We start from the raw sequence: 13902 nt of genomic DNA on the forward strand, positions 1-13902 counted from the left end.
GCCTTCGGGTGGAAGGCGGGTGTGGGTATGACAAAAACGTTTAGCGTGCCTGTAGCTGGCGATGCAGCCGATGGCGCCGCTCGAAATCGCGCACCCGCTGGCGGGCAAACTCGATGGTTTGTGCCGTCATGACGCTGCGGTTCTCGTCTTTCAATTCGCCGCCCATGTGGCGCACCACCACCATGGCGGTTTCCACCATGGCTTCGAAGGCGGCGGCGCTATCCAGCGCACCGGGCAGCGGCATCAGGAAGGTGATGCCCGGGGTGACGAACTCGTCCATCTCTTCGATGGGGAAAGTGCCGGGCTTCAGCACGTTCACCATGGAGAACTGCAGCTCGCTTTCCTCGCTTTCGGTTTCAAACCGGTGGAAGACACCCATGGTACGGCTGTAACGCAGGCCACACGCCATCATCAGTTCCAGCAGCTTGCTGCCATCGAACCCTTCCGGGTCGCGAGACAGCACGCTGATGACGATCATCTCTTCGGCATCTGCCAGAGTTTCTCGTGCGTGCTCGCCGTTGACGTCGTGACGCAGCGCCTTCTCCAGCGTCGGGTGGGCGCGTACCACGCTGTCCCGAGCCTCGTAGGACTCATCGTAGCCCGCGTCGATATCCGCGTAAGCAGCGTCGTAACCTGTCTCGGCGGCGCTATCGGCATAATGAGCATCGTCGGCATAATGAGCATCATAGCGCGGCGAGGCATCATCATGGGCGCTAAGCGGTGCATCGAAGCGCTCGGCAGCCTCGTAGCTGTCCAGAGCCGGAGCCTTGCCACGCGTAGTGCGTTTGGCGGCAGCTTCCGTCGCCGCTAACTCGCGGGCCTGGGCTTTTTCCTGTGCGATGCGCGCTTTCTCTGCTTCTGCCGCTTCCCTGGCCACGCGGCGCTGCTCGGCTTCCAACGCTTTGCGCTCGGCTTTCTGCTTGGCCAGCGCTTCGGCGCGCTTGGCTTTTTCGGCTTTCTTGATCGCTTTCTGTTTGCGACGCTCGATAATACGGCGCTTGAAGGAGCGGCCAATGCCTTCGAAATCGACCAAGCGGTAACGATCTACCTCGTCGTCGTCCAGCTCGTCCACATCACCTACGATATCCGAGCGCAGCTGGCGGCGTCTCGGCGTCTCGGAGGTCTTGGCAAAGACGGCATCTTCCGGCTCGGCGCGCAGCACCGGCTCGGCATCGGGCTCTGGCTCCACGGCGCTCAGCGGCGTGCTTTCTGTCGTGTCACCGGCTGACAGAACGGGCTCGTCGCTTTCAGGGTTCGCCGCGACTGTCTGATCGGCCGTGGCTTTCTGGTTCGTCACGTCGTTCTGATTCGTCACGTCTTTGGCAGCCACGCGCTCACTGGAAGGTGCGGATACGGTGACGTCGTCGCTGGCCGCTGACTGGTCGGGTGCATCCATACTAGCGGCTGCGTCACTGGCAGGTGCTTCACTGGCAGGTGCTTCGCTAACCGCTGCTTTACTTACGGCAGACGCCGCGGGGGCTTCCACGCGAGCGGTTGGCACGGATGCGGCAGCAGGCTCGGAAACCGTGGGAGCCGCCGTTTCCGGTGAAGGCTGCTGCTGAGTGGCTGGTTCAGTGGCTGGCTCAACGGGGGCAGCAGCGGAAACGGTGGTGTCCTGCGGGGCCACAGGCTGAGCCGCAAACAGGCTGGGTTCACGACGGGGCTCACTATGTGGGGTCTCTTGAGAAACAGTGTCGGCGGCCTCGGGCATGGCACTCTGTGCAGCAGATGCAGTAACGGACGATGGAGCCATCGGCGGCTCGGCCCGAGACGGCATTTTCAGGGGCTCACTGTGCCTGGCTGTCTCACCCGTTGTCGGTTCGGATTGGGCCACGGCAGGTTTGGCAGACTTCGAAGTAAACGACCTGGCGTTTGCAGTAACGGATTGGGCAAACGAGCGGCGGAAGTCAGAAAGGACTTTTGAAGGCCCGGGGTGCTCCTGACGCTTTAATTTGGGCTTTTGGCCCAGGCCGCTGTAATCGGCAGGTTTGACCACCCGCGCACCGCCGTTGGGCAGCTCCCAGTTGATTTCAGCTTCTCTGGCCTCGTCACTCAACTCTTCCGGCTTGACGGCGGGCAGATCCTTGCCAGCCTGATCCAGCTGCGGAACACGACGTTGACGTTGAAGCCTTCGCACACCATCAACGACGATGAGCGATACCAGAGCCAGTCCTAGAATGATTAACCACTCTCTTAATTCCATGTCGAGCATTCCATGGGTCAACTAACCGGTTACAAGATGCAGCGCATGCGCAGCACCCAAATATGGGGGACCTTCTGATCAATATACGTTTAATGCCTAGCATAGCGCGATTATTACAAAAAGGGCCACTTTTTGCAGGCATTTGCACTTTTAAACTGGCATATACGTTTTTTAAGCCAATCCACAGACCTTATCAAGCTCATAAAGTGCCGCTATGAGGCTGTCGTGTTCTTGCCTGTCTGAGTAGCCACCAGCGTTTGCCAAAACGAGCTGGCAAAGGTACTGGCCAACTGGCGTGGTCGTGTTAGCTGGATAGCCACCGGCACATCCCATTCCGGGGGCAGCGCACGCACCAAGCGCCCTTCCGCAACTTCTTGTTCGGAAAGACTTTCAGGCAGCCAGGCCAACCCCTTGTTCTCGATGGCCATGGACATCAGCACGGCGGCCAGATGGCTGCTGAAATGGGCCTGGGAAGAGAGTGTGGCTGGCTGCCGCTGACCCAGACGATGGCGCAAAATGCGCCCTAGCCCCGAGGCGTCAGTGTACGCTAAATAAGGAAAAAACGAGGAAGCCGCGCCAAGCCCCAGCTCGCGCCCCACCAGAGGAATCAATCGATCCTGACCGACGGTGAGACTCTCGAAGTGCTTCGCTTCCAGAGGCGAGTCGACGGCGGGGTCTCGATGGCTCAATAAAAACTGTGCCGTTCCGCGCAGTAAGAGCTGCTCGCAGTTGGCCATGCTATCGGAGTGAAGTTGTACGGCATGCAGCGCGGCACTTTGCTCTTGTTGGCGTATCCAACGCGGAAAGAAAGTAAACGAGAGTGAATGAGTGGCCGCAAACTGGAGCGCCGCCGTCGCGCGCTGGGCAACTTCCTGGGCTTCACTGCGTAAACGATAGAGTCGCCCTGCGGCATCGATGACACTAGCCTGAATATGCTGGCCCGCCTCGGTCAACGTGGTGCCTTGGGGCGTGCGCACGAAAAGAGCCACCCCCATCCACTGCTCCAGCGCTCTGATTCGGCGGCTGAACGCGGGTTGCGTCACATGGCGCGCCTGGGCGGCACGGATGAAACTGCCGTGTTCGGCCAGGGCATTGAAGTCTTCCAACCAGTTCAGTTCCATCTCGGGCAATGCCATTTCAGCATGGGGTAGCTGACTAATAGCATTAGTCAGCCGCCACTGTCACCCCCTATGGTGAGGCGACCACTGTTTGAGGAGCCAGCCATGCGTATTCTGGAAATTCGTGAGAAAACCGTCTCTATCGCCTCCCCCATCGCCAATGCATACATCGACTTTTCCAGGATGACCTGTTCGGTGGTGGCGGTCGTCACCGACGTCATCCGTGACGGTAAGCCTGTGATTGGCTACGGATTCAACTCCAACGGACGCTATGGCCAGGGTGCACTGATGCGCGACCGTTTCCTGGATCGCATCAAGGAGGCCGACCCGGACAGCCTGATCGACCATGCGAACGACAACCTGGACCCGTTCGCGATCTGGAAAACCCTGATGACCAACGAGAAGCCAGGCGGCCACGGCGAGCGTTCCGTGGCGGTAGGCACGATCGACATGGCCATCTGGGATGCCGTCGCGAAAATCGAGGGCAAGCCGCTATATCGTCTGCTGGCCGAACGGTATCGCGGCGGGCAGGCCGATGACAATGTGTGGGTCTATGCAGCAGGAGGCTATTACTACCCCGGCAAAGACCATTCCAAACTGCAAGATGAGATGCGTAGCTACCTGGACCGCGGTTACGAGGTAGTGAAGATGAAAATTGGCGCGGCCTCTCTGGATGAAGACCTGCGCCGTATCGAGGCCGTGCTGGAGGTGGTGGGCGATGGCAGCCGCTTGGCGGTCGATGCCAACGGGCGCTTCGACCAGCCAACGGCCATTGCCTACGCCGAGGCAATGAAGCCTTACCGACTGTTCTGGTACGAAGAGGCCGGAGACCCGCTGGATTACGCGCTGCAGGCGGAACTGGCCAACCATTACAGCCTGCCCATGGCCACCGGCGAAAACCTGTTCTCCCATCAAGATGCGCGCAACCTGCTCCGTCATGGCGGCATGCGCCCAGACCGAGATTTCGTGCAGTTCGACTGCGCGCTTTCTTATGGCTTGGTGGAGTACATGCGCACGCTGCAAGTCATGGATGAGCTTGGCTGGTCCTCACGCCGTGTGGTGCCTCACGGTGGCCACCAAATGTCGCTGAATATCGCGGCGGGGCTGCACCTGGGAGGCAACGAGTCCTACCCGGATGTTTTCCAGCCCTTCGGTGGCTTTGCCGACGGCATTCGCGTCGAGAATGGCTACGTGGGGTTACCGGACATTCCCGGCGTGGGTTTCGAAGCAAAATCGGCGCTGTACGCGGTGATGCGGGAGCTGGGCGAAGGCTAATCCACCAGCGCGGCGGCTTCGTCGATGCCCACCGACACCAGCCGCGAGACGCCGGGCTCCTGCATGGTCACCCCCATCAGGCGCTCGGCGGCTTCCATGGCAATCTTGTTGTGGGTGATGTAGATGAACTGGACGTTCTCCGACATCTCCTTGACCAGCTTGGCGTAGCGCCCCACGTTGGCATCGTCCAGCGGCGCGTCTACCTCGTCGAGCATACAGAACGGCGCGGGGTTGAGTTGGAAGATGGCAAACACCAGCGACAGCGCCGTGAGCGCTTTTTCGCCACCGGACAGCAGATGAATGGTGCTGTTCTTCTTGCCCGGTGGGCGTGCCATGATCGCCACACCGGTTTCCAGCAGGTCATCTCCTGTCAGGGTCAGCCAGGCAGCCCCGCCACCGAACACGCGGGGGAACAGGGTTTGCAGCCCGGTATTGACCTGTTCGAAGGTTTCCTTGAAGCGCACCCGGGTTTCCTGGTCGATGCGCTTGATGGCGCGCTCCAGGGTCTCCAGCGCTTCGCTGAGCTCTGCATGCTGGGCTTCCAGGTAGTTACGCCGCTCCGCCTGCTGGTCATACTCTTCGATGGCCGCCAGGTTGATGGCGCCCAGGCGACGAATCTTCTCGGAGGTATTCTCCAGCCGCTCCTGCCAGGTGGGTTCGCTGGCGTCCTGGGGCAGCGTCTCGGCCAGTTCATCGGCATTGTGTCCCAGCTCCGCCAGCTGCTCGTCCTGGGTGGCCGCCTTGAGCGCCAGCGCCTGCACATCCATGCGCCGCTGCTGTAGCTGTTCGCGACTCTGCTCCAGATTGCGCTCGTGCTGTTGGCGGGCCAGCTCGTCATTGCGCAGCTGCTCGGCCAGGGCCTGGGCCTGCTGGCGCGTCTCGTTCAGGCGGCGCTCCTGCTGCTCGCGCTGATGCAGCAGCTCTTCCAACTCTTCGCTGGCGAGTTCATCCGGCTCTACCAGCATTTCCCGGGACTCTTCCAGCTCGGCAATGCGCAGGGTCAGCCGCGCCTCGCTATCGCTGGAGCGGGCCTGCTGGGCTTGAAGGCTGTCACGCTCGGCCTTCAACCTTTCTCGCTCTAGCGCCAGCGCCTGTTGCCGTGCCTTGAGCGGGGCGTGCTGCTGATTGAGCCGCTCGCGCTGCTCACGCTGTTGATGGCGCTGCTCGGCGCTGGTTTCTCGGGCTTCGGAGGCGGCTTCCAGCTGCTCCATGGCGGTGTGCCAGCGGGCACGCTGCTCTTCCAAAGTAAGCGTTAACTCCGCCTCATCCTCTTGCAGCCGGGCCAGCTCATCGTCCAGCTCGGCGGCACGGCCTTGCAGATGCTCCAGCCGCTGGGCCAGGCGCTGCTCCTGGATGGCCAGCTGTTGGCGGGCGCTGGCGTGATCACGCTCCTGCTCGGCCTGCTGCTCGCGCTGCTCCTCCAGCGCGTCCAGCGCCTCGCTGGCCGTGTCGCACTGCGCATCGAGCAGCGCCAGCGCCTCTTCGGCCTGGGCGCGCTGCTCGGCCAGCTCGGTGAAGCGGCGGCGGGTCACCAGCAGAGCATCCACGCCTTCACCGTTGGCCTGCTGATGCAGCCACCCCCGCCCACGCCAGACGCCATCGCGGCTGACCACGCTTTCACCCTTGGCCAGGCTGGGTAGCAGCGCCTCAATGTCATCCGCGCTGTCGACGAAGTGAATGCTCGCCAACCACTCGCTCAAGGCCCCTGCCCCAGTGACCAGTGTGTGCAGCCGCTGGCCCGTATTGGGCAGCCCGGCGGGCAGCGCCTGGTCGATCAGGCACCAGTCGGTGGCCAGTGCTTCGGGTAGCGCCTGCAGCTGTTGGGTAGCCACCAGCCGCGCGTTGAGCCAGGGGGCCAACAGCCAGGAGATCACTCGCTCCCAGCCCGCCGACACGTCGATGGCCTCGCCCAACCGCGGTGCCTCGGCCAAACCGTATGCTGCCAGCGCCTCACCAGATTGAGGGTCGTGGTCCGCCAGGGCGGCATCGATCAATGCTTGCAGCGATGCCAACTCGCCCTGCTGCTGGCTGAGCGCCTGACGCTGCTGGTCTCGCGCTTGCTGGGCCTGCTGGTAAGCCGCCTTGGCATCGCTGAAGCGCTGCTGCCACTGCTCGCGCTGGCTCTGGAACGTGGCGGCGCGCTGGTCGGCCTCGGTCAACCGAGCGTGATGCTCGGCGTGCTCCTGGCGCAGGGCGGCCATGTCGGCCAGCTCGCCGCGCTGCTGGCGGCGGCGCTGGCCTTCGGCCTGAAGGCGGGCAATTCGCTGCTCCAGATCACGCAGCTGATCCTGGCGGCGGTCGGCATCGCGGCTGGCTTCGCGCCAGCGATTTTCGGCATCGCTCCACTGCTGCTCGGCGGCCTCCAGGGCGGGGCTGGCCGACGCCAGGGTCTCTTCCAGCTCCGCCAGCTGCTCTTCGAGGGCTTCGTATTCGGGCAGTACGTCTTCCAGGCGTTCGTCGATGGCGAACAGTCGCTCGCGGTCGCCTTCGCTGACCAGCCGCTGCTCATCCAGGTCGCGGCGGGCCGTGGCGATGTCGCTGGCCAGCTGCGCTTCACGGCTGCGACGGTGGGCCTGGTCCTGTTCCAGCCGGGCGATGCGGGTGGTGGTCTCGAAAAACTGCTGCTGGTGACGCTCCAGCACATCGGCCAGCTCGTCATGCTGTTCGCGGGCCTGCTCCAGCCGGGTCTCGCACTGGCGCACGCCGAACACGTCTTTCTCGACGGCAATTTCCAGCTCGCGCACCCGGCTTTCCTGATGCGACTGCTCGGCACGCAGGGTGCGCCCACGCAGCAGCGCCAGCTCGCCTTTGAGGCGATACTCCTGCTGTTTGAGTTCCTGATAGCGTTTGGCGGCTTCGGCCTGGCGTTTGAGGCGCTCCAGCTGCTTGTCCAGCTCGTCGCGGATGTCGTCCAGTCGCTCCAGGTTCTCCTGGGTCCGGCGCATGCGGTTTTCGGTTTCCCGGCGACGCTCCTTGTACTTGGAGATACCGGCAGCCTCTTCGAGGGTGGCACGCAGGTCGTCGGGGCGCGCTTCGATGAGCCGCGAAATCATGCCCTGGCCGATGATGGCGTACGAACGCGGGCCGAGGCCGGTCCCCATGAACAGGTCGGCGATGTCCCGGCGGCGGCACTTCTGGCCGTTGAAGAAGTAGTTGGACTGCCCGTCTCGGGTGACCAGGCGCTTGACGGCAATTTCAGCGTACTGGGCATAGACACCGCCCATGCCGCCGTCGCGGTTGTCGAACTTGAGTTCGATAGAGGCCTGCCCGACGGGCTTGCGCCCCGTCGAGCCGTTGAAGATCACGTCGGCCATGGATTCGCCGCGCAGGGTCTTGGCAGACGACTCGCCCATGACCCAGCGCACGGCGTCGATGATATTGGACTTGCCGCACCCGTTGGGCCCCACGATGGCGGTCATATTGCCATCGAAGGGGACGGTGACCGGATCGACAAAGGACTTGAACCCGACAAGACGAATGGAGGTTAAGCGCATTGTGATCCTTTCCTGCAGCGAAAGTCGCGGAGGTTACTCAAAAACGCGGTTGATGACCACCTCGGCTGCTTGATCATCGCTGATCGGGCCTACGGTGACGCTCTCCAGGTCACCGAACAGGTCCCCGGGTTGCGGTGTAGCCTGGCCCGAGGGCGATACGCGCACCATCAGGCGCGCTTCACGCACCTGGGAGATCTGGGCGTCCGCCGACATGGCCGCCGTATCATCCAGCACTACCGTCATCGGCAGCTCCGCGACCTGGGCACGAATCACCGCCAGCGGTGGCAGCTCGCCATCCATATCGCGAGCGGTAATGAACACCGTGGCGTCATCACTGACACTGCCTTCCAGCTCGGCGTCCAGCGAGACATTCACCCGTATACCCTGGCTCTGTGCAGCCTCGGCATCGGCGCTTTCCGGCACGACACCCATCCGCTCCTGAGCTACACGGATACCGTCGCGCAGGGAGGCCGCCGTTTCCGGATTTTCGATGTTGGCCACGGCTCGGCGCCAGCGGTCGATGGCCGTTTCGTAATCACCACTATCGAAGGCGTGAATGCCCAGCAGGCCCAGCACCGTGGGCTGGCGTGGGTCGAGCGCCAGCGTTTCATCTACCAGCGCCTGCACTTCCGGCGTCAACTGACGCTCGGCCATGAAGAACTGCAGCTGTGCCATTTGTGCCAACAGCGGCGGGATACGCCCATCGATATCCAGCAAACGTTCCAGCGCATCCACGGCCTTATCGGTCTGGCCGGTGTCGCGATAAATGGGAAACAGCGCGCTCCACACGTTGGGGTTGTTGGGCTGGCGCTCGGCTTCGGCTTCCATCCGCTCGGTGAACATGCTCAGCGAGCCTTCAGGGTGCTGACGCACTTCCTGCTGGATGGCGTACAGCGTCAGGTCGCCTTCGGCACCATACTGCTGGTACCAGAACGTGCTGGCACCGACCACGGCCACCATCACCAGCGGCACCATCAGGCGGCCAGCACTGGCAGACTTCAGCGGCCGACGGGTCTCGACGACGGTGTCTTCCAGCAGGCTACGCTCCAGCTCCAGGCGATCTTCCTGATAGCGAGCGTCGTCGATGTCTCCCCGATCCCGGGCGGCATCCAGCGAGGCCAGACGGCGCTGAAAAATCGCCACGTTCTGCTCGGCCGTGGTGTCGTTGGCCTCGAAGGTTTCCAACTGGTCACGCAGCGTGCGAGCGCCGCGCATGGGTGCCACCAGCAGCCACAGCGCAGGTATCAGCAGTAAAGCAATCGCAATCCAGACCGGTGTCATGACGACCTCTCGCGGTTAATCAGGGCATTCAGGCGGGCGCGTTCTTCTGCGCTCAGGGCCTTGGCAGAGGCGTTGCGGCGGGCACGCACCACCATGATGACGACCACCAGGCCAATCACCACCAGAACGATGGGCAACCCCCACAGCAAATAGGTGCGGTTCTCCAAGCGCGGGTTGTAGAGAATGTAATCGCCGAAACGCTGCACCATGTGGTTAATGATTTCGATATCGGCGCGGCCTTCGTTCAGCAGCACGTAGACGCGCTCGCGCATGTCCGCCGAAATGGGCGCATCGGAGTCGTCGATGGCCTGGTTTTCACACAGCGGGCAGCGCATGGAGGCGGTCAGGTCGCGGTAGCGCTTTTCCAGTACCGGATCATCGAACTCGCGCACTTCGATTCCGCCGGCCATGACGCTACCGGCGGTGGCCAGCAGCATGGCCGTCACTATCCAACGAATTATCGCCATTTTTCTACCTCCGGCAGGATACGGTCACGGACATCTTCCGGGGAGACATAGCCCTTGTGGTGATAGCGGATCACGCCCTCGGCATCCACCAGAAAGGTTTCCGGCGCGCCGTACACGCCCAGGTCGAAACCAAGGCTGCCATCCGGGTCAAAGATGTTGATCTCGAAGGGGTCGCCGAATTCGGTCAAAAACTCCAGGCCTTTCTCGCGGGTATCCCGATAGTTGATGCCCACCATGCGGATACCCTGATCCGCCAGTGACAGCAGCTGCGGCATCTCTTGCTTGCAGGCCGGGCACCACTCACCCCAGACGTTGACCAGCGTCACTTCGCCGATGAACAGCGACTGGTCGACCTGGCGTTCGGCGTCACGCAAGGTAGTGGCCTGAAACTCAGGAAACTCCCGCGCCATGAGGGCCGAATCCCGCTGGGAAGGGTCCTGCCCCAACCCTTGATAGAGAAACAGCGCAATGCCCAGGAAACCGATGGGCAGCAGTAACAGTAGCAAACGTCGCGTCATACCGGCGCCTCCTGAGCGGGCTGGGCTCGGGCAGTCTCAGGTTGGCGTACGCTGACTCGGCGGTAGCGCTTGTCGATGACGGCCAGCAGACCGCCGAAGGCCATCAGCAGGCCACCCAGCCATAGCCAGCGCACGAAGGGCTTGTATTGCACGCGCATGGCGTAGCTGCCATCGCCCAGGTCTTCGCCCATGGCCACGTAGAGGTCACGGAAGAAACCGGGGCGCAGCGCTACCTGGGTCATGGGCATGCCGGTGGCCAGGTAGAGGCGTTTTTCCGGCCGCATGACGAAGCTGCGTCCTTCTTCACCGCGCTGAACCTGAATGATCGAGGTATCGGCCAGGAAGTTGGGGCCACGACGATTGGTCAGTTCGGTCATGGTGAACTGGTACCCGGCAACTTCCACCGTCGTACCCGGCGACATGCGCACGTTACGCTCGATGTTGTAGTTCGACACCACGGCCACGCCCACGATGGTGACCGCCACGCCCAGATGGCCCAGCACCATGCCCCAATAGGAGAGCGACAGCTTGCGCAGGCCCGCCACGAACGAACTGGCGTGGCGTGTCTTGTCGAACAGGTCGCGCACCATGGGCAGCACGATCCACAGCGCCGAAATGATGCCCAGCGCTACCCACAGGTTCCATTCACGGCCATACACCAGCGGCATGGCGATGCCCAGCGCCAGCGAAGCTGCGCCCGCCAGCCACAGTTTGCGCCACAGCTCCTTGCCGCTCATGCTCTTCCAGCGGGCCAGCGGGCCAAGGCCCATGAAGATACACATCACCACGGTCAGCGGAACGAACAGGGCATTGAAGTAGGGAGGCCCGACGCTGATCTTGCCCAGCCCCAGCGAATCCAGAATCAGCGGATACACGGTGCCCAGCAGTACCGTCACGGTCATGATGACCAGCAGGATATTGTTGATCAGCAGCAAGGAGTCCCGAGAAAGCCAGTTGAAGCCCACCTTGTGGCTGACCCGCGGAGCACGCAGGGCAAATACCAGCAGCGACAGGGTGACCGTGATGGCCAGCAACATCAGGATGAAGAAGCCACGGGACGGGTCGTTGGCAAATGCGTGGACCGAGGTGAGCACGCCCGAACGCACCAGGAACGTACCCAGCAAGGAGAGCGAGAAGGTCGAGATGGCCAGCAGCACGGTCCAGCTCTTGAACGAGCCGCGCTTCTCGGTCACCGCCAGCGAGTGCACCAGCGCCGTGCCCGTCAGCCAGGGCAGCAGCGAAGCGTTCTCCACCGGGTCCCAGAACCACCAGCCGCCCCAGCCAAGCTCGTAATAGGCCCACCAGCTACCCAGCGCGATGCCCACGGTCAAAAACGCCCAGGCAATGTTGGTCCAGGGGCGCGCCCAGCGGGTCCAGGCGGCATCCAGACGCCCCCCCAGCAGCGCCGCAATGGCAAACGCAAACACCACCGAAAAGCCCACGTAGCCCATGTAAAGCATCGGCGGGTGGACGATCAGGCCGAAGTCCTGCAGCAGCGGATTCAGGTCAGCGCCGTCGGCGGGCATGTTGGGCAGCAGCCGCTCGAAGGGGTTGGAGGTCATCAGGATGAACAACAGGAAGCCGACACACACCATGCCCATGACGCTCTGCACCCGAGCCACCATGTCCCGAGGCAACTCCTTGGAGAACACCGAAGCCGCATAGCCCCAGCCTGCCAGCATCAGGCTCCAGAGCAGGACCGAACCTTCATGGTTGCCCCAGACGGCGCTGAACTTGTAGTACCAGGGCAGCAGGGAGTTGGAGTTGTTGGCCACGTTGGCCACGCTGAAATCATCCAGCATGTAGCTGGTGGTCAAGCACAGGTAGGCAATGGCCACGAACAGGAACTGGCCGGTTGCCATGGGGTAACCATAGGCCATCCACAGGGGGCGGCGGGTAGCGGCTCCCAGCAGCGGCATCACGGCCTGCACGATCGCCATCAATAGCGCGATAACCAGCGCAAAGTGGCCAATTTCAGGAATCATTTTAATCAGCATGAGCGCTCCGCATTGGCATTAGGCATTACCGAATGTTGCAGGGGTAAGCCGTTAGTAATCGCTTGCTTGTGAAACGCCCTGCTGCTCCAGGCGCTTACCCACTTCGGCAGCCTTGGCCTGGAAATCAGCGGGCGAGTAGCCCGCTTCTTTCAGTGCCTGGGCGACTTCCGGCGGCATGTAGTTTTCGTCGTGACGCGCCAGCACTTTATCGGCGTAGAGTCGTCCATCGGCCTGCAGCTGGCCCACCACTACCACGCCCTGCCCTTCACGGAACAGGTCGGGCAGGATGCCGCTGTAGTAGACCTCGACATCGTCCACGTAGTCGGTCACCGTGAACGCTACGTCGAGGCTGTCGGGGTCACGCAGTACCGAGCCTTCTCGGACCATGCCACCGGCACGAATCTGGCGGTCCAGAGGGGCATCCCCCTGGGCGATTTGTACCGGGCTGAAGAACAGGTTGATGTTGGCGCGCAGCGCATACAGCGTGAGCCCCACGGCGATGGCGGTCAGCGAGACCAGGCCCAGAAAGATAAACAGCTTTTGCTTGCGTTTAGGCGTCATTGCGAACATCCCCTTGAGCAGAGTTAACCGGGTTCTGCGCAGCCGTAGCGCCGTAGGGGGAAGCCGTGCGCTGCGCTTTTTCACGACGCATGCGGCGTTTGACTCCCTTGATCAACTGGCGCCGCTCCAGGCGAGCATGCAGCAGGATCCCTAACATCAGAAGCGCAGTTACGCCCCAGGCGGCCCACACATAGAGACCGTGGCCGCCCATGGCAAAGAATTCGTTCAGCGAGGCAAAGGTCACTGGCTCACCTCCTCGGCGAGTTCACGCACCCAGCGCTTGTTGGCTTCCCTGCGCAGAATTTCACTGCGGGTACGCATCAAGGCAAGCGCGATAAAAAAGCTGTAGAAGCCCAGCACCATGATCAGCAGCGGTGCCCACATTTCCATGGGCATGGCCGCGCGCCCGGTGATGGTGAACGTAGCGGGCTGGTGCAGGGTGTACCACCAATCGACGGAGTATTTGATGATCGGAATATTGATCACACCCACCATGGCCAGCACGGAAGCTGCCCGCGACCCGCTGTCACGGCTGGTGAAGGCGCCACGCAGGGCGATGACCCCAAGATAGAGGAACAGCAGGATCAGCATCGAGGTGAGCCGAGCATCCCACATCCACCAGGTGCCCCAGGTGGGCACGCCCCAGACGGCGCCGGAAAACAGCGCGATGAAGGTCATGGCGGCACCCAGCGGCGCAATCACGGTGGCCAACATGTCGGCGACCTTGATTTTCCAGACCATGAACACCAGCCCGGAGATAGCCATGGAGACAAAGATGGACTGGGCCAGAAACGCAGCAGGCACATGCACATAGATGATGCGAAAACTGTTGCCCTGCTGGTAGTCGGCCGGGGCGAACACCAGTCCCCATACGGTGCCCACGGCCAGCAACAGCGCGGCTGCCACCCAGAACCAGGGCTGTAGCTTGGCACTGATCGCATAAAACCACTTGGGAGATCGCAGTTTATTTATAAAGCCCCACATGGTC

11 protein-coding genes are annotated in these 13902 nt (G+C 62.3%); 1 reads left to right on the plus strand and 10 read right to left on the minus strand.

The genetic code is table 11. From position 1 onward, the window contains the following. Window positions 1-40: 40 nt before the first annotated feature. Window positions 41-2203: a cell division protein ZipA gene (gene zipA / locus KVY02_RS14165; protein WP_218313754.1), complete on the minus strand. Its 2163-nt coding sequence runs from the start codon at window positions 2201-2203 to the stop codon at window positions 41-43. Window positions 2204-2415: 212 nt separating this feature from the next. Continuing rightward, complete coding sequence (locus KVY02_RS14170; RefSeq protein ID WP_081195359.1) at window positions 2416-3324, minus strand: LysR family transcriptional regulator; 909 nt, start codon at window positions 3322-3324, stop codon at window positions 2416-2418. Window positions 3325-3426: 102 nt separating this feature from the next. On the opposite strand from KVY02_RS14170, the gene KVY02_RS14175 reads away from it, so the two are divergent. After that, window positions 3427-4596, plus strand: coding sequence for a mandelate racemase/muconate lactonizing enzyme family protein (locus KVY02_RS14175; RefSeq protein ID WP_218313755.1), 1170 nt, complete (start codon window positions 3427-3429; stop codon window positions 4594-4596). Here the strand turns inward: KVY02_RS14175 and smc are convergent. The 8 genes from smc to KVY02_RS14215 are packed head-to-tail and all read right to left on the minus strand — an operon-like array spanning window position 4593 to window position 13898. Beyond that, window positions 4593-8090, minus strand: a complete 3498-nt coding sequence (gene smc, locus KVY02_RS14180) for a chromosome segregation protein SMC (RefSeq protein ID WP_218313756.1) — start codon at window positions 8088-8090, stop codon at window positions 4593-4595. The genes KVY02_RS14175 and smc overlap by 4 nt on opposite strands. A 33-nt stretch (window positions 8091-8123) precedes the next feature. After that, window positions 8124-9371 (minus strand): c-type cytochrome biogenesis protein CcmI, encoded by a 1248-nt coding sequence (gene ccmI / locus KVY02_RS14185; RefSeq protein ID WP_218313757.1) that lies wholly within the window; start codon window positions 9369-9371, stop codon window positions 8124-8126. After that, the gene (locus KVY02_RS14190; RefSeq protein WP_218313758.1) at window positions 9368-9838 is read right to left on the minus strand and encodes a cytochrome c-type biogenesis protein; all 471 of its coding nucleotides are present in this window, start codon (window positions 9836-9838) and stop codon (window positions 9368-9370) included. The genes ccmI and KVY02_RS14190 overlap by 4 nt, the downstream gene beginning before the upstream one ends. Further along, entirely contained in the window at window positions 9829-10356 is a 528-nt protein-coding gene (locus KVY02_RS14195; protein WP_218313759.1) for a DsbE family thiol:disulfide interchange protein, read from the minus strand. The genes KVY02_RS14190 and KVY02_RS14195 overlap by 10 nt, the downstream gene beginning before the upstream one ends. Then, window positions 10353-12353, minus strand: coding sequence for a heme lyase CcmF/NrfE family subunit (locus tag KVY02_RS14200; protein ID WP_305729925.1), 2001 nt, complete (start codon window positions 12351-12353; stop codon window positions 10353-10355). The genes KVY02_RS14195 and KVY02_RS14200 overlap by 4 nt, the downstream gene beginning before the upstream one ends. A gap of 51 nt (window positions 12354-12404) precedes the next feature. Beyond that, on the minus strand, window positions 12405-12914 hold the full coding sequence (gene ccmE, locus KVY02_RS14205; protein ID WP_096922367.1) for a cytochrome c maturation protein CcmE: 510 nt from the start codon (window positions 12912-12914) through the stop codon (window positions 12405-12407). Then, window positions 12904-13158 (minus strand): heme exporter protein CcmD, encoded by a 255-nt coding sequence (gene ccmD / locus KVY02_RS14210; RefSeq protein ID WP_218313760.1) that lies wholly within the window; start codon window positions 13156-13158, stop codon window positions 12904-12906. Before ccmD ends, ccmE begins: the two co-directional genes overlap by 11 nt. Next, complete coding sequence (locus tag KVY02_RS14215) at window positions 13155-13898, minus strand: heme ABC transporter permease (RefSeq protein WP_016914828.1); 744 nt, start codon at window positions 13896-13898, stop codon at window positions 13155-13157. The genes ccmD and KVY02_RS14215 overlap by 4 nt, the downstream gene beginning before the upstream one ends. Window positions 13899-13902: the final 4 nt, after the last annotated feature.

This window comes from Halomonas sp. 18071143 (genome assembly GCF_019211725.1).
Classification (GTDB): domain Bacteria; phylum Pseudomonadota; class Gammaproteobacteria; order Pseudomonadales; family Halomonadaceae; genus Vreelandella; species Vreelandella stevensii.